This window comes from Kutzneria kofuensis (assembly GCF_014203355.1).
In the GTDB taxonomy this organism is placed as follows: domain Bacteria; phylum Actinomycetota; class Actinomycetes; order Mycobacteriales; family Pseudonocardiaceae; genus Kutzneria; species Kutzneria kofuensis.
In genome coordinates, this window is record NZ_JACHIR010000001.1 from 2,029,344 (window position 1) to 2,048,487 (window position 19,144).

The 19,144-nt window shown below is 70.7% G+C and carries 20 protein-coding genes and 1 tRNA gene; 8 read left to right on the forward strand and 13 right to left on the reverse strand.

Features of this window, described 5'->3' with window-relative positions; translation table 11 throughout:
* The first annotated feature begins 27 nt into the window (after positions 1-27).
* The 5 genes from BJ998_RS09220 (at position 28) to BJ998_RS09240 (ending at position 4,420) form a co-directional block, all read left to right on the forward strand.
* Entirely contained in the window at positions 28-921 is an 894-nt protein-coding gene (locus BJ998_RS09220) for a hypothetical protein (protein ID WP_184860273.1), read from the forward strand.
* Between the two features lie 104 nt (positions 922-1,025).
* Complete coding sequence (locus BJ998_RS09225; protein ID WP_184860274.1) at positions 1,026-1,550, forward strand: hypothetical protein; 525 nt, start codon at positions 1,026-1,028, stop codon at positions 1,548-1,550.
* A 44-nt stretch (positions 1,551-1,594) separates the two neighbouring features.
* Positions 1,595-3,043, forward strand: coding sequence for a replication initiator (locus BJ998_RS09230; RefSeq protein ID WP_184860275.1), 1,449 nt, complete (start codon positions 1,595-1,597; stop codon positions 3,041-3,043).
* Between the two features lie 4 nt (positions 3,044-3,047).
* Positions 3,048-3,230, forward strand: coding sequence for a helix-turn-helix transcriptional regulator (locus tag BJ998_RS09235; protein ID WP_184860276.1), 183 nt, complete (start codon positions 3,048-3,050; stop codon positions 3,228-3,230).
* Complete coding sequence (locus tag BJ998_RS09240; RefSeq protein WP_184860278.1) at positions 3,230-4,420, forward strand: site-specific integrase; 1,191 nt, start codon at positions 3,230-3,232, stop codon at positions 4,418-4,420. Before BJ998_RS09235 ends, BJ998_RS09240 begins: the two co-directional genes overlap by 1 nt.
* A gap of 66 nt (positions 4,421-4,486) precedes the next feature.
* Here the strand turns inward: BJ998_RS09240 and BJ998_RS09245 are convergent.
* Positions 4,487-4,559, reverse strand: a tRNA-Asn gene (locus BJ998_RS09245).
* 145 nt (positions 4,560-4,704) lie between these two features.
* Here BJ998_RS09245 and BJ998_RS09250 point away from each other — a divergent pair.
* On the forward strand, positions 4,705-4,872 hold the full coding sequence (locus tag BJ998_RS09250; protein WP_184869224.1) for a hypothetical protein: 168 nt from the start codon (positions 4,705-4,707) through the stop codon (positions 4,870-4,872).
* Here BJ998_RS09250 and BJ998_RS09255 read toward each other — a convergent pair whose 3' ends face one another.
* The 3 genes from BJ998_RS09255 to dnaG form a co-directional block, all read right to left on the reverse strand.
* Positions 4,873-5,640: a trans-aconitate 2-methyltransferase gene (locus tag BJ998_RS09255; protein WP_184860280.1), complete on the reverse strand. Its 768-nt coding sequence runs from the start codon at positions 5,638-5,640 to the stop codon at positions 4,873-4,875.
* Between the two features lie 117 nt (positions 5,641-5,757).
* The gene (locus BJ998_RS09260) at positions 5,758-6,252 is read right to left on the reverse strand and encodes a hypothetical protein (RefSeq protein WP_184860282.1); all 495 of its coding nucleotides are present in this window, start codon (positions 6,250-6,252) and stop codon (positions 5,758-5,760) included.
* Entirely contained in the window at positions 6,249-8,150 is a 1,902-nt protein-coding gene (gene dnaG / locus BJ998_RS09265) for a DNA primase (RefSeq protein ID WP_184860284.1), read from the reverse strand. Before dnaG ends, BJ998_RS09260 begins: the two co-directional genes overlap by 4 nt.
* Positions 8,151-8,194: 44 nt before the next feature.
* Between dnaG and BJ998_RS09270 the strand changes: the two genes are divergently transcribed.
* Positions 8,195-9,100, forward strand: coding sequence for a sigma-70 family RNA polymerase sigma factor (locus BJ998_RS09270; protein WP_184860286.1), 906 nt, complete (start codon positions 8,195-8,197; stop codon positions 9,098-9,100).
* 102 nt (positions 9,101-9,202) lie between these two features.
* On the opposite strand, the gene BJ998_RS09275 is transcribed toward BJ998_RS09270, so the two are convergent.
* The 8 genes from BJ998_RS09275 to BJ998_RS09310 form a co-directional block, all read right to left on the reverse strand.
* Complete coding sequence (locus BJ998_RS09275; RefSeq protein ID WP_184860288.1) at positions 9,203-9,769, reverse strand: carboxymuconolactone decarboxylase family protein; 567 nt, start codon at positions 9,767-9,769, stop codon at positions 9,203-9,205.
* Between the two features lie 36 nt (positions 9,770-9,805).
* On the reverse strand, positions 9,806-10,912 hold the full coding sequence (locus BJ998_RS09280; RefSeq protein WP_184860290.1) for a serpin family protein: 1,107 nt from the start codon (positions 10,910-10,912) through the stop codon (positions 9,806-9,808).
* 305 nt (positions 10,913-11,217) lie between these two features.
* Positions 11,218-12,474 carry a deoxyguanosinetriphosphate triphosphohydrolase gene (locus BJ998_RS09285; RefSeq protein WP_184860292.1) on the reverse strand — a complete coding sequence of 419 codons (1,257 nt, stop codon included), beginning with the start codon at positions 12,472-12,474 and terminating at the stop codon, positions 11,218-11,220.
* Positions 12,471-13,115 (reverse strand): YdcF family protein, encoded by a 645-nt coding sequence (locus BJ998_RS09290; protein WP_184860294.1) that lies wholly within the window; start codon positions 13,113-13,115, stop codon positions 12,471-12,473. Before BJ998_RS09290 ends, BJ998_RS09285 begins: the two co-directional genes overlap by 4 nt.
* Positions 13,116-13,119: 4 nt before the next feature.
* Positions 13,120-13,725, reverse strand: coding sequence for a response regulator transcription factor (locus BJ998_RS09295; RefSeq protein ID WP_184860296.1), 606 nt, complete (start codon positions 13,723-13,725; stop codon positions 13,120-13,122).
* On the reverse strand, positions 13,722-14,795 hold the full coding sequence (locus BJ998_RS49095) for a histidine kinase (RefSeq protein WP_184860298.1): 1,074 nt from the start codon (positions 14,793-14,795) through the stop codon (positions 13,722-13,724). Before BJ998_RS49095 ends, BJ998_RS09295 begins: the two co-directional genes overlap by 4 nt.
* Positions 14,792-15,877: a sensor histidine kinase gene (locus BJ998_RS09305; protein WP_184860300.1), complete on the reverse strand. Its 1,086-nt coding sequence runs from the start codon at positions 15,875-15,877 to the stop codon at positions 14,792-14,794. Before BJ998_RS09305 ends, BJ998_RS49095 begins: the two co-directional genes overlap by 4 nt.
* Positions 15,874-17,013: a histidine kinase gene (locus BJ998_RS09310; protein ID WP_184860302.1), complete on the reverse strand. Its 1,140-nt coding sequence runs from the start codon at positions 17,011-17,013 to the stop codon at positions 15,874-15,876. The genes BJ998_RS09305 and BJ998_RS09310 overlap by 4 nt, the downstream gene beginning before the upstream one ends.
* A gap of 80 nt (positions 17,014-17,093) precedes the next feature.
* On the opposite strand from BJ998_RS09310, the gene BJ998_RS09315 reads away from it, so the two are divergent.
* Positions 17,094-17,822 (forward strand): Type 1 glutamine amidotransferase-like domain-containing protein, encoded by a 729-nt coding sequence (locus tag BJ998_RS09315; RefSeq protein ID WP_184860304.1) that lies wholly within the window; start codon positions 17,094-17,096, stop codon positions 17,820-17,822.
* 1 nt (position 17,823) lies between these two features.
* Here BJ998_RS09315 and BJ998_RS09320 read toward each other — a convergent pair whose 3' ends face one another.
* On the reverse strand, positions 17,824-19,053 hold the full coding sequence (locus BJ998_RS09320) for an MFS transporter (protein WP_184860306.1): 1,230 nt from the start codon (positions 19,051-19,053) through the stop codon (positions 17,824-17,826).
* Positions 19,054-19,144 lie beyond the last annotated feature (91 nt).

Genomic DNA, 19,144 nt, shown 5'->3' on the forward strand with positions numbered 1-19,144 from the left:
ACCCCGCATCGAAGGAGGTGACACACCATGCTCCGCCGCAAGAACACCGAACCGTCCACACCGGAGGAAACCGCGCGGGTCCGCAAGCTCCGGGCCGAACTCCACGAGGCGCACGACTTGCACGCGCTGTCGGAAGACCCGCTCCGGCACATCGTCGCCCTGGAGCGGATCCGCGTGTCGGTCACTCGCTCCATGTGGTGGTTCCTCGCCGCCGGGCTCGGCTTCACCACGGCCGGCGTCCACGACTTCCTGGCAGGGGACAAGCCGATCAGCGATCCCATGTGGTGGGGCTGCTGGCTGGTGGAACCGGCACTCGCCGGGCTGCTGATCACGCTGCTGCGCTGGGAATCGGAGATGCTCAGCCGAGAGGTCGCCATTCCCTCCGGGCGTCCGGGCAAAACCACGGGCCCGGTGCAGTGGCTCAAGAAGGTGCTACTCGGGTCCACGCTGGTGATGAACGTCGTCCCCACGCTGTGGCCCCGAGCCGGCTCCGGCGAGCAGGTGACACCCGGCTCGGTGTTCGTGCACATCGTGATCCCGATCGTGGTGTTCCTCGTCGCCGAAGTTATGCCCCTGATCCAGACCGGGTTCACCCGCGCCAAGGAGCGCCACACCCCCCGGGCGAACGCCACCGACACCACGCCCGCATCGGCCCGGGAGGGCAAGCCGCGGCTTCCCCTGACACCCACCGCACCCGCCGTTCAACCGGTGCCGGACACGCCGCCCGCACCCGCACAACCGGCCGTGGCTACCACGGCTGCGCCGTCGCGGTCTGCGATCCCGGACGCGATGCGAACCAAGCTCGCCGATCTCCGTGCCAACCTCGGCCGGTCCCTCACCCCTGAGGACATCCGGTCCGCACTGCGCGTGCCCGAGGGCTACGCGGCACAACTCGCGGCATCCCTCGCCGACGCCGCCTGATCAGTCCACACCGGACACACCAGCGGGGCGCAGCCACGAACCGGTTGCGCCCCGCACCTCACCCACCCGCTCTGACACTTAAGCGTCAAGAAGGGAGGTTCGGGATGACCACCACCGAGGACGCCCCCGAACTGATCGTCCACCCGGACGGCACCGTCTGGGAACGCTGGTACGACCAAGACGACGGCGGCTGGCGGCAGTCCCGCGCGGTGTTCTGGGCCGACGAGGGTGTCATCGGCAGCCTCCCCGACGTCGTGATCGAGAACGCGGACGTGCCGATCCACCGCAACTCCGGACGCCCGCTGGAAGGCTGCCGCTGGGCCACCCAGGACGACGCCCAACACGCCCTGAGCGCCACGCAGACGCCCATTCCCGCCGATCCGCCGCTGACGGTCGGGGAAGTCGTCCCGACGTTCGTGGCGGCCTCCTGCTCCACCGTCCGGGAACGCGTGCTCGTTGACATCGGCCACCAGGCCGTGCCTGACGGACCCGTGTTCACCCTCACTATCTCCGCCGACGTGCCGTCAGCGATAGAGCTGTACCGGAGCTTGTCCGGCGCGCTGCGCTACCTCGGCGTGAACACCGACGCCCTGTGGCCGGCCACGGTCGCCATGACCGACCGGCGCTGAATTTCCGCTCGTAAACCCGTTGTCCCGCAACCACTGGGGGTCCCATGAAGACCACAGCGTCCACTCTGGACGACCGGTTGGCGGCTCGGATCCGCCGCGCCGACTTCGGAACCTGGCGCGACAAGGTGACCGCCGTACGCGGTTGCGCCCGCCCGATCCACCTGACCGGGTCCAGCACCATCCTCGCCAAGCCCGAGGCCGACCCGTTCCCGCTCTCGTCGAACGCGAAGGCACAGGCTCTGTCCCACCGGTCCGGGCACATCTTCGTCCCGTGCGGCACCCGCCGGGCCTCGGTCTGCCCGGCCTGCGCCGACCGGTACGCCGCTGACGCGTTCCATCTGATGCACTCCGGCTTGGCCGGTGACGACGGCAAGGGCGTGCCTGCCTCGGTGACCGCCAAGCCGCGCCAGTTCGTCACCCTCACCGCGCCCAGCTTCGGCACCGTCCACGGCCGCCGGTCCTCTCGCCGGGGACGCCAGATGCCGTGCCCGTGCGGCGAGTTCCACCACCCCGACGACCCGCGCCTGGGTACGGCGGTGGATCCGGACGCCTACGACTACGAAGGCGCGGTGCTCTGGCAGGCACACGCCGGGGTGCTGTGGCACCGATTCGTCATCACCCTGCGCCGACACCTCGCCCGGGCCGCCGGGCTGTCCGAGGCCGCGTTCACCGCACAGGCCCGGATCTCCTACGCCAAGGTCGCCGAGTACCAGCGGCGCGGCCTGGTCCACTTTCACGCGGTCATCCGGGTCGACGGGCAGGGCGGCGCGTCCGACCCGACCCCGCGCTGGGTGACTCACGAGCTGGTGGCCGGCTGCGTGCGCTCGGCTGCGGCTGCGGTGCTGGTCGAGACCTGGCGCCCCTGCGGGACCGTCCTCCCCCTGGTCTGGGGCTCCCAGGTCGACGTCCGCGAGATCCGCCCCGACCAGGCCGGCCAGTTTGAGGACGCCGCCGGTCAGGTCAGTGAGACCAAGCTGGCCGGCTACATCGCCAAGTACGCCACCAAGTCCACCGGCAGCACCGTCGACGGCATCGACCGCCGGCTGTTGTCCCAGGCCGCGATCGACATGCTGACCGGTATCACCGAGCACCACCGGCGCATGATCCAAACCGCCTGGGACCTCGGCGGGCTGGAGATGTACAACGACCCCAAGGACGGGCTCAAGCTCCGCCGCTGGGCACACATGCTCGGTTTCCGGGGCCACTTCCTGACCAAGTCCCGCCGGTACTCCACGACCTTCCGCGAGATCCGTCACGCCCAAGCCGCGTTCCGCCGCACCGAAACGCTGGCGGCGCTGGGCATCGAGGACGACGAGGGCTTCGAGTACACCGGCCTGGACGGCAGCAAGGTCTACGTCACCCCGACCGCGCTCGTGATCAATTCGTGGAACTTTGTCTCAGTCGGCTACGAGTCCGACGAGGAACGAGAACTCGCAGCAGCAATCGCTGAGGGAATGAGGAACGCGCACTCATCAACACAGGAAGGGAGGTAGCGACATGGATGACAAGACGTGGGGGCCGAAGGACGTCGCCGATTACCTGGGCGTCCCTGTGCAGACGGTCTACCAGTGGAGGACGAGGAACTACGGGCCGCCTGGTCGCCGGGTCGGTAAGCATGTCCGCTACCTGCCGGACGAGGTGCGGGCTTGGTTCCGGGGCTTGTCCACGGGGGTGGCGTGATGGCGCGGCCTCGGTTGTCGATCGGCACTTACGGCGAAATTCGCACGTACTCCACGTCTTCGGGCAAGGTCCGGGCGGTCGCGAACTATCGCGACTTCGACGGCATCACGCGACCGGTTGAACGGGTCGGGAAGTCGAAGACGGCGGCAGTCGCCAATCTCAAGGAGGCTCTGCGGGACCGTAAGCGGGCCGACTTTGAGAACGAGATCACGTCGGACAGCAAGTTCGCTCCGGTCGCGGAGATGTGGTTCGCGGCGATTCAGGCCGAGGTGGACGAGGGGCACAAGTCGCCCGGCACGGCTCGGCTGTACCGAGATCGACTGGACAATCAAGTTCTCCCGGCCCTGGGCCAGCTGGCCCTCAGCGAGATCACGGTGTCGCGCGTGGACAAGGTCGTGAAGGCGGTGAAGGACAAGCACGGCACGGGGACCGCGAAACTCACCCGGACCGTGATCGGCGGGGTCCTGGGCCTGGCCACCCGGCACGATGTCTACGACCACAACCCGGCGCATGAGATCGAGCGGATCCGCGCTCCGAAGAAGAAGTCGGCCGCGCGGGCGCTGGAGCTTGAGCAGGCTCAGGACTTGCGCGCTCGGATTGCGGCCGACAAGGTCGCCGTGGGGCGGGATCTGCCGGACTTCGCCGACATGATGCTGGGCACTGGGATGCGCATCGGCGAGGCTGCGGCCGTCATCTGGGACGCCCTGGATCTGGATTCCTCGCCCGGCCAAGTTGAGGTGCGGGGAACGGTGGTCCGCGTGAAGGGGCAGGGCCTGTACATCAAGCCCGCGCCCAAGAGTGAGGACGGATACCGGAAGCTGGAATTGCCGAACTGGCTGCGCGAGCAGTTGCGCCGTCGTAAGCCCGCGAACGCGTCGCCGTCCGACGTCGTCTTCACCGCGCCGATGGGTGGGCTCCGTGATCCGTCCAACACCAACGCGGACCTCAAGGAGGCGTTCGAGGCTGCCGGTTACCCGTGGATGACCAGCCACGTGTGGCGCAAGACGGTGGCGTCGATGATGGACGACGCGGGCCTGTCCGCGCGGGCCGCCGCTGACCAGCTCGGCCACGCGAAGGTGTCCATGACCCAGGACAACTACTTCAAGCGGCGGGTCCGGCGTACCGGGGCGGCGGAGGTCATGGAGCGGGTTGTCCCGGTTGCCGACCCCACCGGTAATGACGAGGGTTAAGCATGGGATGGTCCTGAACAGCGAAGGCCCCGTCCACTTGGGACGGGGCCTCACCTGCTAAAACAGCTCCTCCAGCTGGACTCGAACCAGCAACCCTGCGATTAACAGTCGCATGCTCTGCCAATTGAGCTATGGAGGAATGTTCTCTTGTTCGCCGTCTCGCGGTCCCCCGCTCGACTGGTGATAACTGTAGCGCATGCCGGCGAGGGGGTTTCACACACCCCCCTCCAGCGGGTACGCGTAGGGGGTCGGCACGACGGGACGGCGATGCGGAGGACCCGACCATGAAGGCTTTCCTGCTGGGTGCTGCTGTCGGGTACGTACTGGGCGCTCGCGCAGGTCGGGAGCGGTACGACCAGCTCGTGCGGGCATACCGCAGGCTCAAGGACCACCCCGCGGTGCAGGGTTTCGCGGGTGTGGTCAGGGCCAAGCTGGGCGACGCCGCAGAGTGATCAACGTCGCACCTGGGCGACGGCGAACACGCGGCGGAACGGGAACCAGGTCGTGCCGTCGGTCCGCGGCGGATAGACCTTGCGCAGCTCGACGGCCAGTTCGGTGCGGAACTCCGACCAGCTTTCCTCGTCGAGAGCGGCCTTGATCGGGCGCAGCGCGGTTCCGGTCACCCATTCGAGGACCGGGTCCGGCCCGGACAGCCGCTGCAGATAGGTCGTCTCCCAGGCGTCGACCTCGCAGCCCGCCTCGACCAGCACGTCGGCATAGCCGGCCGGGTCGAGCACCGCCAGCGGCTCACGCAGCGCGAGCTCCGCCAGCTCGCGCTGCCACCGCGGCCGGCCCGCGACCTCGCGGATGGTCGTGTGTGACGGCGACGAGAAGTTGCCCGGCACCTGCATGGCCAGCCACGCCCCGTCCGGCAGCTCCCGGGCCCATCGGCTCAGCAGCGCCGCGTGGCCCGGCACCCACTGCAGCACCGCGTTGGTCACGACGACATCGGTGTCCGCCTGCGGCTTCCAGTCGTTGACGTCCACGACCTCGGCGTAAATGCCCCGTTCCTTCGCTGCCGCGACCATCTCCGGCGAGGAGTCCGACGCCTCCAGCACCGCCCCCGGCCACCGCCGGCCCAGCGTCACCGTGAGGTTGCCCGGCCCGCAGCCCAGGTCGACGACCCGGCGGGGCGACTCCGCCCCGATGCGCCCGACGAGGTCGTGGAACGGCCGGGCCCGGTGATCACCGAACGCGAGGTACTTGGCGGGATCCCACATGCACGCCTCCTTAAAAACCGTACGTACGTCTTTTATAGCGCGCATACGGCTCCACCACCAGACTCCCCGCCTGTAGAGGCCACCGATCGGCGACGGTTGCCAGGAGCCCGACCGAGGTCACTTCAGCCGTTCGGACACCTTCTCCGCCAGCTTGGCCACGGCCGCCGGGTCGGCGCCGGCATCGGCCCTGACCTGCAGAACCGTGCCGTCCTGGCCGGGCACCCGGCGGCGCACGAACCACACCCCGCCACCGGGCAGCTCGTGCCGGTGCCGGTCCACGATCGACCCGGTGACCCGCCGCTGCACGGCCTGCGGCAGCTTGCCCGGCTGCTCCAGCGGATACCGCCGTGGCGGCTGGTCGGTGAGCAGCACGGCCGAGCCGGCGGTGCCGCTCTCCACGGCGGCGATCACGGTCAGTGCGGCGCCGTCCCACGTCGCCTTGCTGATCAGGTGCCAGCCGAGCCGCTCCTCACCGGGCAGCCACAGCCCCAGCGAGGTCGCCACCACGGGCTCGCCGCCCGAGGTGCCGCTCGCCGCCACGCTCTCGTTCTCGGCCAGCTCCCCGGCGAACCCCTCAGGGATGCCGGTCAGCCGTCGGCGCAGCCAGCTCAAAAGCCACCGATCCCCTGCTCGCGCAACGCCTTCTTGTACTGCTCCAGCGCCACCAGGTCGCCGAACAGCTCGCGGTACTCGTCCTCGTGCTCGACGGGCGACAGCCGCTGCAGCCGCGACTTGAGCTCGGCGACCTGCTTGGCCACCAACGTCTCCTGCAGCCGCGCCACGATCACCTCGACGTAGCGGATGTCCACTTCGGACTTCACCTGCAGCGGCTCGACCGCGAGCTCGGTCAGCAGCGACCGCAGGCTCTGGTGCTGCAACTGCTGCCCGACGGCGTCAACGAACGCCGGACCGGAGATCCCACAGGACGCCCCGCCGGCGGCGATCACGGCCCGGTGCAGCTCCAGGTAGGCCGGGTCGCTGAACGAGTCCTCGGGCAGCGAGTCGTAGTACGGCCCGGCCAGGGCCGGCGCCTGCAACGCGACCTTGAGCGCCTCACGCTGCGTCCACAGCGCCGGGTCGTCCCGCCGCGGCCGTGCCGGCCCGGCGACGTCCAGCCCGAGCGCGCCCTGGTCCGGGTCGGCGACCTGCACCCTACGGCCACGCCGCACGGTCTCGCCGCCGCCGGCGGACTCCCGCACCCGCCGCACGACGGTGTTGGTGTCCTCCCAGCCGACCCAGCCCGCGAGCTGCCGCGCGTACTCGTCCCGCAGCGACATGTCCTTGATCTGCGCCACCATCGGCACCGCGCGGCGCAGCGCGTCCACCCGGCCCTCGGCGGTGTCCAGGTCGTGCTCGGCGAGCAAGGCCTTGATGGCGAACGTGAACAGCGGCTGCCGGCGCGCCACCAGGTCGCGCACGGCCGTCTCGCCCTTGTGCTGCCGCAGCTCGCACGGGTCCATGCCCTCCGGCGCGATGCAGACGAAGGTCTGCGCGGCGAACCGCTGCTCGTCCTCGAACGCCTTCAGCGCCGCCTTCTGCCCGGCCGCGTCGCCGTCGAAGGTGAAGATCACCTCACCGCGGAACGCGTCGTCGTCCATCAACAGCCGGCGCAGCACCGAGATGTGGTCGCTGCCGAACGCGGTGCCGCACGCCGCCACGGCCGTCGGCACGCCCGAGGCGTGCATCGCCATCACGTCCGTGTAGCCCTCGACCACGACAACCTGGTGCCGCCGTGCGATCTCGCGCTTGGCCAGGTCGATGCCGAACAGCACCTGCGACTTCTTGAAGATCGGCGTCTCCGCCGTGTTGACGTACTTCGCCTCGATCCGGTCGTCGTCGAACAGCCGGCGCGCGCCGAAGCCGACCACGTCGCCGCCGAGATCCTTCAACGGCCACAGCAGCCGCCGGTGGAAGCGGTCGATCGGCCCGCGCTGCCCCTCCCGGGCCAGCCCCGCCTTGTACAGCTCCGCCAGCTCGAAGCCGCGCCCCAGCAGGTGCTTGGTCAGCTGGTCCCAGCCGGCCGGCGCGAAACCGCAGCCGAACGTGGCCGCCGTCGCCTCGTCGAAGTCCCGCTCGGCCAGGTACTCCCGCGCCTTGAGGGCATCCGGCGTGCGCAGCTGCTCCATGTAGAACTCGGCCGCCGCCCGGTGCGCGTCCAGCAGCCGGCTGCGGGTGCCGCGGTCGCGCTGCACGCTCGCGCCGCCGCCCTCGTAGGTCAGCTGGATGCCGACCCGCTCGGCGAGCCGCTCCACCGCCTCGACGAAGCTGAGGTGATCGATCTTCATCACGAAGGCGATCACGTCCCCGCCTTCGCCACAGCCGAAGCAGTGGAAGGTGCCGTGCGTCGACCGGACATTGAACGACGGAGTCTTCTCGTCGTGGAACGGGCACAGCCCCTTCAGCGCGCCGCCACCGGCCCTGCGCAGGGCGACGTACTCGCCGACCACCTCGTCGATCCTGTTGCGGTCGCGCACCTCGGCGATGTCACTGTCCCGGATGCGTCCTGCCACAACACGCGAGTGTAGGCGGCCACCCATGCGGCAGGATCCAGGGCATGTCAGTCCCCGCCGACGACCTGGCCGCCGCGTTCACCTCGCACCGCCCGCACCTGCTCGGCGTGGCCTACCGCATCACCGGGCGGTACGGCGACGCCGAGGACGCCGTGCAGGAGGCATGGCTGCGGCTGTCGACCCATCCCGACGGCATCCGCGACCTGGGCGCGTGGCTGACGACCGTGGTCGGGCGGATCTGCCTGGACCAGCTCAAGTCGGCGGCGGCACAACGTGAGCGCTACGTCGGCTCGTGGCTGCCCGAGCCGCTCGTGACGCCCATCGAAGGCGGCGACCCCCTCGACGTCATCGTCCGCGATGACGGCATGCGGATGGCCGCCCTGGTCGTCCTACACACGCTGACCCCGGAGCAGCGCGTGGCGTTCGTGCTGCACGATGCCTTCGGCGTGCCGTTCCCGGAGATCGCCGAGACGCTCGGCTGCACCCCGGCGACCGCCCGCCAGCACGCGTCCCGGGCGCGCCGAATCGTCGAGGACGCCGACCTGCCCCCGCGCGCCGATCTGGACACCCAGCGCGCCGTGCTGACCGACTTCATGGCCGCCGTCGCCGCCGGCGACATCGACCAGGTGCTGCGGGTCCTGCACCCCGACGCCGTCGTCGTGGGCGACGGCGGCGGCCGCGCCCGCACCACCATCAACGTCATCACCGGCCGCGACAAGGTCGCCCGCTTCCTGCTCGGCCTGCGCACCATGTACGGCCCGCAAGCGCTTGCCGCCTACCGCCTCGAGCTCGTCAACGGCGACCTGGGCCTGGTCCTGCCCGCCGGCCACGGACCGGACGCCCGGGTGAGCACCTTCGCCGTCCGCGACGGCCAGGTGGTCGCGATCTACGACATGGCCAACCCGGACAAGCTCACCCACATCGCCTTCGACACGCCTGACCAGACATGAAAGCCCTGGCCGACCGCCTCACCACGCGGCACCCCGACGCATCTCCCGACACGAGCCCCTGGTCGACCTCCGCCACACCCGCGTCGTCTCCCGGGAATCACCTCACACTCGCGGCACCCGACAGGCCTCCCCCGAGGTGAAGCCCTGGTCCACGATCCCCAGCGCATGGTTGATCCGGCTGCGCTGGTTCTCCAACGCGATCAGGTAGGTCAGCTCGATCACGCCGACGTGCCCCAGCTCGGCGTCCAGCTCCGCCACCTGCTCGTCGGTGACGGTGGGCGGCGTCGCCGTCATCGCGTCGGCGTAGGCGAGCGCCTTGCGTTCGATGTCGGTGTAGCGCGGCGAGGTCTCGTAGTCGTCGATCTCCCGCAGCCGGTCGATGTCCAGCCCGTTCAGCCGCTGCAGCATGGTGCCGAAGTCGACGCACCACGAGCAGCCCAGCACCACGGCGACCCGGTACTGCACCAGATGCCGCAGGCTCACCGGCAGCTTCGTGGCGGTCCGCTCCACCGCGAGCTCGTGCACAGCGGCGGCCTTGAGCAGCCCTCGGTGCTGGGCGAACACCGCGTACGGCTCGGGCACCGCGCCGTAGCGGCGCTCGGCGAACCAGTACATCCCGCGCACCAGCGGGCCAGCCTTGTCCTTGCTCACCACAGGAATCCTCGTCATGCCCATGGGACGAGGCGGCCGGCGTGAGTGTGACAGCTACGGATGCACGATCCGTGCGACGAAGTACGGCACACCGGTCTCCCGGTGCCGCACGACGACCAGGAACGGCCGGTCGACGTCCACGACGATCGGCTCCGCCGCCACGGACATCGACATCGTCCGCATGACCGTCGCGGTTGCGGCGGCACCCTCGAGACCCTGCTCGTCGAACTTCAGCACCGACTCGTGCAGCACGTCGTCGACGTACAGCCGCGGATCGGGGCACAACCGCGTCAGCTCAGCCTGGCCGGGCTTGAACAACAGCCGCACGCCGAGGTCCAGCAGCGGATGCTTGATGCTGGCCCGGGTGCTGACGTTGATCTTCGGCATGGTCAGCTGCACGCGCTGCGACGACGAGGTGTCGAGCAGGTCGGCCAGCTTGGCGGCGTCGAGTTCGGGCTCGGCGGCGGTCAGCTGCTCGTCCGGCAGCAGCAGGACGGCCTCCACACCGCCGGCCGCCGGCAACACGACAACCTGCCAGCCGCCCCGGTGGTCGTAGCCGAGCCGCTGGGTCTGCCGCATGCTCGGCGGCTCGTACGTGCCGGTCGGCGCGTGGAACGGCCGCGGCGCCGTGGCCCCGGCGGTGAACGGGTGGTGCCAGGCGACCTTCAGGTACAGGGCGTTGACCAGGGCGGCGACCGTCATCGGCTTGATGCTGCCCGGCGGGATCAATTCCGGGATCAGGCCCCGGGTGGTCTCCGCGACGTCGGTGTTGATCAGCTTCCTGGCGTCCTCGGGCGCGTCGGCGAACGGCGCGCCCTTGACCGAGCCGTTGGGCCAGCGCGCGAGCTCCTCGGCGAACTCCCGCCGGATCGGCAGGTCCTCGACCGCCCACAGCGTGTTGGACACGGCCAGCACCGGCGGATCGCCGTGCCCGGTGTCGGCCAGCTCGGCGGCCGCCGCCAGCAGTGTGGCCTGCGCCCGCAGGTCGCCCGCCGTGTCGTCACCGAGCAGGGCGCCGACGAGTTCGTCCCGGCTCGCGCCCTCGGCTGCCTCCGCGGTCAGCCCGAGCGCGCTCAGCACCGAGAACGGCGACCAGCACAGGTCGTTGTCCGGATCGGGGTCGACCGCGCGGTGCAGGGCGAGGGTGAACGCCAGGTCCACGACACCTCCTGGGGTGGGCGTGACCCGAGTCTGCCACCCGCCTGCCGCTAACGCCGTGGGTCGCGCAATTTGACGTTCGCAGATTCCTCCGGAAGTGGTCGGGACCCGGCCCCGCGCGGTCCGTGCGGCAGCGGAACCCGCGGTTCACGGACGCCCGCCGCGCCGCCGCCCTCCGCCCCGCCACCCCTTCGGGTGACGCCCGCCGACACCCTGCGGCCGAACAGCCGCCGCAGTCCCCGCCGCACTGCTCCAGCTATGCCCATGACATCGAGAGTCCCACCGGCAACGTCGGTCGGACAGGCAGTTCACCCCAGGCAGAACCGGTCGTACCAGGCAACTGCTTGAGCATCGGTGAGCGAGGCCAACTGATCGACGACCACCCGCAGCCGGGCGGCATCGTCCCCGGCCGCCAGCCACGCCGGCCGGAACGCCGGGTCGAGCGCGTCCGGCGAACGCGCCGACAGCACCTCGGCCAGCTCCGCGAGCTGCTGCCGCTGCACCCGCTGCAAGGCCAGCCGGTGCGGATCGCTCATCACGTAGTGCAGTGCGACCGCCTTGAGCAGTGCCACCTCGGCCGCGACCAACGCCGGCACCGCCAGGTCGGCGGCGTACCGATTGAGCGGCCCGTCGCCGTGCAGCCGCCGCGTCTCGGTGATCGCGGCCGCGGCGAACCGGCCGACCAGCTCACTGGTCAGCACCTTCAGCGCCACCTGCGCGCCCAGCGAGCCGTCGTAGTCGTGCTCGGCCAGCTCGGCGACCGCCGGCAGCCGCAGCAGCTCGGTCGCCGCATCCTCCAACGCGCCCACCGACTCGTCGGAGAAGTGCTTGGCGGCCAGCTCCGCCACCGCGGCCCGCTCCACCGGACTGGCCAACTCACTGAGCGAGATGCGCCCGGACAGCACACCGTCCTCGACGTCATGCACCGAGTAGGCGACGTCGTCGGCCCAGTCCATGACCTGAGCCTCCAGGCACCGCCGACGCTCCGGCGCACCCTCCCGCACCCACTCGAAGACGTCCAGGTCGTCCTCGTACACGCCGAACTTGACCACACCCGCGGTCCGCGGCCACGGGTACTTGGTGGCCGCGTCCAGCGACGCCCGGGTCAGGTTCAGCCCGTAGCCGCGTCCCTCGGCCAGCACCTTCGGCTCCAGCCGGGTCAGGATCCGCAGCGTCTGCGCGTTGCCCTCGAAGCCGCCGCACGGCTCCGCGATCACGTGCAGCGCCCGTTCCCCGTTGTGCCCGAACGGCGGGTGCCCGATGTCGTGCGCCAGCCCGGCCGTGTCCACCACGTCCGGATCGCAGCCCAGCTCGGCACCGATTCCCCGGCCGATCTGCGCGACCTCCAGCGAATGCGTCAGCCGCGTCCGCGGCACGTCGCCCTCGCCCGGCCCGACCACCTGGGTCTTGCCGGCCAGCCGGCGCAGCGCCGCCGAGTGCAGCACACGGGCCCGGTCCCGGGAGAACGCACTGCGCTGCTCCGCGAGCGAGCCCGGCAGGGCCGCCCGCTTCGGAGCGTCCGGCAGCAGGCGCGCGGTGTCGTGCTCGGTGTAGCCGCCGGTCAACTGGCGCTCGCCCCGAACTCGTCCGCCGGAGCCCTGGACAACCGGTAGAACAGCAGCGCCCCGGTCTCCCGCACGATCTGACTGAACTGCGTCTCCCGGGTCCGCACCATCGGACCGGTGTGTGTCGGCGACACCCCGGCGTCGATGCCGCTGTCCCGCGCCATGGTCTGCGCCCGGAACGAGTGCCACGGATCGCTCACCAGCACCGCCGAGGTCCAGCCGTGGTTGCGGTACACGGGGGCCACCGCCCGCAGGCTCTCCAGCGTGTCGCTGCCGGTGCCCACGGAGATGATCCGGTCCTGCGGAACCCCGTTGTCGGCCAACCACATCTGACCCGACTCGGCCTCGGTGTAGTGGTCGCCCGGCTGCCGGCCGCCGACGGTCAGCACGTACTTCACCACGCCGTCGTCGTACAGCGTCTTGGCGTGCTGGAGCCTCGCCTCGAGCGCGTCCGACGGCGTGCCGTCGTACTGCGCCGCGCCGAGCACGATCGCCACGTCCACCGGTGACCGGTCGTCCAGTCGCGCCACCTGCCAGACCCGAACGGCGGTGCCGCCGATCACCAGTCCGGCCACGAGGAGCGCGCCCAGCACGACCCGCAGAAACATCCGGCGCACGGTCGACCCACTCACGGGGCCCATCGTGTCACAGCCAGCCGCGGTCCTCCGCGAGGCGGGCTGCCTCGGCCCGGGTCCTGGCCCCGGTCTTGCCGATGGCCGACGACAGGTGGTTGCGCACCGTGCCCTCCGACAGGTGCAGCGTCCTGGCCACGTCCGAAACCGTGCCGCCGTCACTGGCGGCGAGCAACACCTCCCTCTCCCGTTCGGTCAGCGGGCTCGCCCCGCTGGCCAGCGATTCCGCGGCGAGCGCGGGATCGACCACCCGCAGCCCAGCGTGCACCCGCCGGACCGCCTCCACCAACTGCTCCGGCGGCGCGTCCTTGACCACGAACCCGGCCGCACCCGCGGCCATCGCCCGCGCCAGGTAGCCGGGCCGACCGAAGGTGGTGCACACCACCACCCGGCAGCCGGGCATCACCTTGCGCAGCTCGGCTGCCGCGGTCAGCCCGTCCATGCCCGGCATCTGCACGTCCAGCAGCGCCACGTCCGGACTGGTGCGCTGCGCCGCCGGCACCACCTCGTCGCCCGAGCCGACCTCGGCGACCACCTCGATGTCCGACTCGATGCTGAGCATCGCGGCCAGCGCGCCGCGAACCAGCGCCTGATCGTCGGCGAGCAGAACCCTGATCACGGCACCGCCACTCTCAACCGAAAACCCCCTTCCGCGCACGGCCCGGTGTCGATCCGACCACCGATGCCCGCCACACGTTCGACAAGACCACTGTCCACTCCATCACCGTCCGCGACGGGCACGCTGGCCGTGCCGTTGTCGCGGACCTCCAGCCAGGACTCGCCCAGCCGGACCTCGCACCGCGTCGCGCCGCCCGCGCGCCGCAGCACCGCCGTGACACCGTCGCGCAGTGCGTACGCGAAGGTCTCCCGGTAAGCAGGCGCCACCCGGTCCACCGCCGTAGGCAGGTCGGCCGTGATGCCGGCCGCCTCCAACGCCGCCCGTGCGCCGACAACCTCGGCGGCCAGCGAAGCCGTGCGGTAACCCGACACCGTCGCCCGCACCTGCGTCACCGCCTCTCGGGCCAGGTCCTCGACCTCGCGCACGTGCTCCGCCGCCCTGCCGCCCCGTTCCAGCTCGGCGCACACAGCGCCGGCCCTCGCGGTGATCTCCACCAGGCTGCGCCCGAGGTCCTGGCGTAACTCCTCGGCCAGCCGCGCCCGCTCCTCGGCGGCGGCCAGCCGTGCGATCTCCTCCTGCGCCGTCGCCAGCGCGTGATTGGCCCGGATCAACCGGCCCATGAACCAGGTCGCCGCGAACACCGACGCGAGCACCACCCAGTCGGTGAACAACTCGGTGTAGCCCAGGTTCACGACGATGAGCACGGCAGTCACGGCCAGCGTCGGCAGACCGACCGCGAAGGCCAGGCCCGTCGGCAGCATGATGGCGACCAGGGACAGCCCGTAGACGAACACCCACGTCGACGCCAGCCCGAGGACCCACACCAAGAACGCCGGCAGCGTTATCAGCGCCGCGGTCAGCACCAGCTTCCACCGCAGGCTCAGGCTCCACATCTTGGTGGACGCCACCACGTACAGGGCGGCGTAGCCGGCGAACACCGTCAGCCCGGTCGCGATCCGCCATGTCGGCGTGCCGCTGGTGGCCAGCTGGTACAGGCTCGGCAGCGCGAACAGCAGGAAGAAGCAACTGAGCGGCCAGCCCAGCTCGGGATCGAACCGACGCGGCGTCACGCCGGCACCTCCACCCGAAGGCGGAAACCCTGGCTGGGCAACGGTCCTGCCTCCAGTCGAGCGCCGATTCCTTCCAGGCGCTCGGAAAGTCCGCTCAGGCCGTTGCCGCCGCCGACGACACGGGATGGGTTGGCGGCGGCCGGCTCGGGGTCGCCGTCGTCGCGCACCTCGAGCCAGCTGTCGCCAAGTCGGACCTCGCACCGGGTCGCGCCCGCGCTGTGCCGCAACACATTGGTCACGCCTTCCCGCAGCGCGAAGGCGAACGCCTCCTGGTACTCGGAGGCGACGTCGTCCACTGCGAGCGGGAAGTCGGCGGTGATCCCGGCCGCCCGCAACGCTTCCTTGGCGCCGACCAATTCCGCCGCCAGTGATGCCGTCCGCTCCCCCGACACCGTCGCCGTGATGTCCGCCAAAGCCTGCTGGGACAAGCGTTCCACGTCCCGCATCTCGGCCAGCGCACGGTCGATCACCACGCCGGCCTCGAGCATCCGTCGGGCCAGTCCGGCCTTCACGGTCACCGTCGTGAGGCTGTGCCCGAGCACGTCGTGCAGGTCCCTGGCGATGCGACCGCGCTCGTCCGCCACGGCCAGCGCGGTGACCTGCTCCCGGGCCAGTCGGAGCTCACGGTTGATCTCGATCATGTGGACCACCGATCGGCACAGCACGGTGACCGACAGCAGGATGACCAGCAGTCCCAGATAGCTGCCCGGCAGCACGACCACCAGCGTCACGAACGCCGCTCCGTTGACGACGGCCAGCCACCAGCCCGGCACGATCACCGCGCACAAGGCGAAGGCCCAGATGAAGATGTACGGCGTGGCCACCGTGGACAGTGCGGTCGCCGTGCCCATGTAAACGACGCCGGCGGCGACCTGCCAACTCGTCGACGCACGCCAGACCACCAGCGGCAGCAGCACGTACGCGATGCCGTAGAGCACCAGGCCGCCGACCGCCGTCGCGGTCATCCACACCGGCCGGTCGACGCCGAACTGCGCCACCACGGCCGGCAACATGAACAACACGAAGAAGGAGGCCGAGACGACCCACCCCCGGTGGTTGTCCCGGACGATCTGATCGGTCATGCCGGCACCTGCCTCGGCACGCTCGCCCGCAGCAGGAAACCGCCGCCCGGCACCGGACCCGCGTCGATCCGGCCGCCGATCTCGGCGAGTCGGTCGGCCAGCCCGGTCAAGCCGGCCCCGCCGCCGTCCACACGCGACGCCCCCGCGTCCTCGACGACAGCCGAACCGTTGTCCCGCACCTCGAGCCACGACTCCCCCAGCCGCACCTCGCAGCTCGTCGCACCGCTGTGCCGCAACACGTTGGTGACCCCCTCTCGCAGCACATAGGCGAACGACTCCTGGTACTGGGGCAGCACGTTGTCCACCGCCCTGGGCAGGTCGGCGGCGATCCCCGCGGATGCCAGCGCCGCCCGCGCCCCCGCGACCTCGGCGCTCAGCGACGCGCTCCGGTACCCCGACAGCGTGGCACGCACCTCCGACAGCGCCTGCCGTGACAACTGCTCGGCCTCCCCCACCTCGATGATCAACCGCTCCACCTCCCCCGGTTTGGTCTCCAGCAACCTACGGATGAGCCCCAGCTTCAGCGTCACCGTGGTCAGGCTGTGCCCCAGTACGTCGTGCACGTCGCGGGCCACCCTGGCCCGTTCCTCGGCGACCGCGAGCCTCGCCACCTCCTGGTTGGCGGCCTTCAGGTCACCGCCGACCTTGGCAAAGCTCGTGATGCCGATGGTGAGCGCCACCATCAGCGCCAGGTTGCCCCAGTCGGGGCCGCCCGGTGACAGCGCTGAAGCGACAAACGCCACAGCGGTGATGCCGCCCGCGACCACGATCGCGGCGCGCCTGGGCAACATGATGGCACCGAGCGCGAGCGCGTAGATCAACAAAAGGCTGTAGTCCGGCCCGTCGAGCCACACCGCGGCCAGGCCGAGGGCCGTGGCCACGGCCACATACCACATCTTCAGCCGGGGCCGATCCGCTCCGGACAGCCAGGTGCCGATCGGGTAGCTGACGAGGTAGGCGATCGTGACCGCCAGCTGCGCCGCCTTCAACCCGGCAGGCACATCCGAGCGGGCGATGTCCACCGCGCCCGGCACCGACCAGGACAGGAAGACGCACGAGAAAGCGGTCACGCCCACGCGTCGGCGGCGGTCGGCCTTGTCGCCGGCCACCGAGTCCGAAGTGCACCGGTCCGCCATGGGCATCACGGTAGGACAGGAAGCTGGCAGTCCCCCATGACAACTGGCACGGGTGCCGCCGCGACTGACAGGATCCGGGCATGGCAGCCGATCAACCGACCATCGTGGCGACCTCGGGCGGATGGGTCCGGGGCGAACGGACCGAACTGGAGTTCGGGCCGCTGATCCGGCTCGCGCTGGACCTGTCCGGGGCGACCGGCCGACCGAGGCTGTGCCACGTCGGCACCGCCAACGGGGACAACCGCAGCACGAACGCGATGGTGAACGAGGCCGGCCGGGTCGCCGGCGTCGACGTGTCCAACCTGAACCTGTTCCCGATGCCGCCGACCGAGGACCTGGCCGGCTTCGTGCTCGACCACGACGTGGTGTGGGTCAACGGCGGCTCGGTGGCCAACCTGCTCGCGGTCTGGCAGGTGCACGGGCTCGGCGAGATCATGCGCGCGGCCTGGGAAGCGGGCGTCGTGCTCGGCGGCGTCTCGGCCGGCTCGATCTGCTGGTACACCGGCGGCGTCACCGACTCGTTCGGCCCGAACCTGCGGGTCGTCACCAACGGCCTCGGCCTGCTGCCCTACTCCAGCGGCGTGCACCTGGACTCCGAGGCGCAGCGACGCCCGACGATCCACGAGGCGGTGGCGTCCGGGAAGCTGTCGGAGACGCACTGCACGGACGACGGCGCCGGCCTCGTCTACCACGGCACCAGGCTGGTCGAGGCCGTGTCGGAGCGGCCGCGCGGCGGCGCCTACCTGGTGCGGCGGGACGAGGCGACCGGCGAGGCCGTCGAGACGCCCTTCGACGTCCGCCGGCTCTGACTCACACCAGTGCCGGCTCGGCGACGCGCTGCGCCGAGTCCGGCACGATCCGCTCCAGCATCAGCATGCCTCCCAGCGCGGCCAGGTTGAGCAGGCCGAGCGCCAGCCACGGCAGCGACCGGTGCAGCTCGAACAGGGTGGTGAAGAACGCCGGGGCGATCATGCTGGCGATGGTGAACGAGTACTGGAAGACGGCCAGGTAGCGGCCGCGAGCGGCGGCCGGCGACAGGGCCGTGGCCAGCCCCATCGAGACGGGCGCGTGCATCACGTCCGCCGCCGTGTACAGCAGGGTGGCGATGATCAGCGCCGGAATCACCCAACCGGGTTGCTTCGGCACGAGGCCGGCGAAGGCCAGGCACCACGCCGCCCACAGGCCCGCGGCCGCGACGAGCACCCGCGTCCGTCGACAGGGCTCGACCCGCTTGATCACGGGCGCACCCAGCACGGCCAGCAGAATCGTGTTGCCGGCGAGCACGACCGGGGCCAACCACACCGGCCCGGCGAGGCCGTCCTTCACGAAGACCAGCAGCCCGAGCGCAAGCATGCCGGTCGACATCGCGAAGACCGTGTTGATTGCGGCAAACGCAACGAAGGGCCGATCTCGCAGCATGGTCGCGTAGCCGACGGCCTCGCCCGTCTCATGGGCACGGCGAGGGGCCCGCACGAAGGCGCCGATCGCGAGTGCGGCCACCAGGTAGCAGGCGGCGGAACTGTTGGACAGCACTCGGTAGAAGGCGTCACTGCCGCCGGCGACGGCCAGACTCGTGATCAGGCCGCCGATGCCGAGGCCACCCGTTCGGGTCATGTTGGCCCATGCGTACCAGCTGTCCTTGCTCATCGTGGACGCGCTGCCGTCGGCGAAGTCGGCGATCGCGGTGAACACGCTCGACCAAAAGAACCGCACGCCGATCGTGACCAGGGCCGACGCCAGGAAGATGCCGACCGCTCCCTGCACCTGGCCGTACTCGAGATAGCCGATCCCCTGCGCCACCTGCGACACGACGACCAGCGGCACCGGACCGACGCGGTCGGCCAGCCACCCCACCAGCACCGGAACCGGCAGCGTCAACGCGGTCGCGACGCTGACCAGCACGCCGATCAGCCCCAGCGGCACCGAGGTCAGCTGCTGGAAGTAGTTGAGCGAAAGCGGCATGAACATGCCGTTGCCGACCGAGTCGAGAACAAGCGCGGACAGCAGCACGACGCCGCCGCGGCTGCGGTCGACTGGCACGAAAACCCCCTTGGTAGCGCGTCCGGCAAGGAAACACGCACTGGCACACCACCATCTCGGTGATGCGAGCCGTCGTCAACTCGATTCCAGG

What these genes read in the sequence shown, in the direction of transcription:
- BJ998_RS09305 (WP_184860300.1), bottom strand. Translation starts at nt 15,877, where the DNA reads ATGACCGATCAGATCGTCCGGGACAACCACCGGGGGTGGGTCGTCTCG.
- BJ998_RS09315 (WP_184860304.1), top strand. Translation starts at nt 17,094, where the DNA reads ATGGCAGCCGATCAACCGACCATCGTGGCGACCTCGGGCGGATGGGTC.
- BJ998_RS09290 (WP_184860294.1), bottom strand. Translation starts at nt 13,115, where the DNA reads ATGGGCCCCGTGAGTGGGTCGACCGTGCGCCGGATGTTTCTGCGGGTC.
- BJ998_RS09235 (WP_184860276.1), top strand. Translation starts at nt 3,048, where the DNA reads ATGGATGACAAGACGTGGGGGCCGAAGGACGTCGCCGATTACCTGGGC.
- BJ998_RS09250 (WP_184869224.1), top strand. Translation starts at nt 4,705, where the DNA reads ATGAAGGCTTTCCTGCTGGGTGCTGCTGTCGGGTACGTACTGGGCGCT.
- BJ998_RS09230 (WP_184860275.1), top strand. Translation starts at nt 1,595, where the DNA reads ATGAAGACCACAGCGTCCACTCTGGACGACCGGTTGGCGGCTCGGATC.
- BJ998_RS09225 (WP_184860274.1), top strand. Translation starts at nt 1,026, where the DNA reads ATGACCACCACCGAGGACGCCCCCGAACTGATCGTCCACCCGGACGGC.
- BJ998_RS09270 (WP_184860286.1), top strand. Translation starts at nt 8,195, where the DNA reads ATGTCAGTCCCCGCCGACGACCTGGCCGCCGCGTTCACCTCGCACCGC.
- BJ998_RS09310 (WP_184860302.1), bottom strand. Translation starts at nt 17,013, where the DNA reads ATGGCGGACCGGTGCACTTCGGACTCGGTGGCCGGCGACAAGGCCGAC.
- BJ998_RS09240 (WP_184860278.1), top strand. Translation starts at nt 3,230, where the DNA reads ATGGCGCGGCCTCGGTTGTCGATCGGCACTTACGGCGAAATTCGCACG.
- BJ998_RS09255 (WP_184860280.1), bottom strand. Translation starts at nt 5,640, where the DNA reads ATGTGGGATCCCGCCAAGTACCTCGCGTTCGGTGATCACCGGGCCCGG.
- BJ998_RS09275 (WP_184860288.1), bottom strand. Translation starts at nt 9,769, where the DNA reads ATGACGAGGATTCCTGTGGTGAGCAAGGACAAGGCTGGCCCGCTGGTG.
- BJ998_RS09220 (WP_184860273.1), top strand. Translation starts at nt 28, where the DNA reads ATGCTCCGCCGCAAGAACACCGAACCGTCCACACCGGAGGAAACCGCG.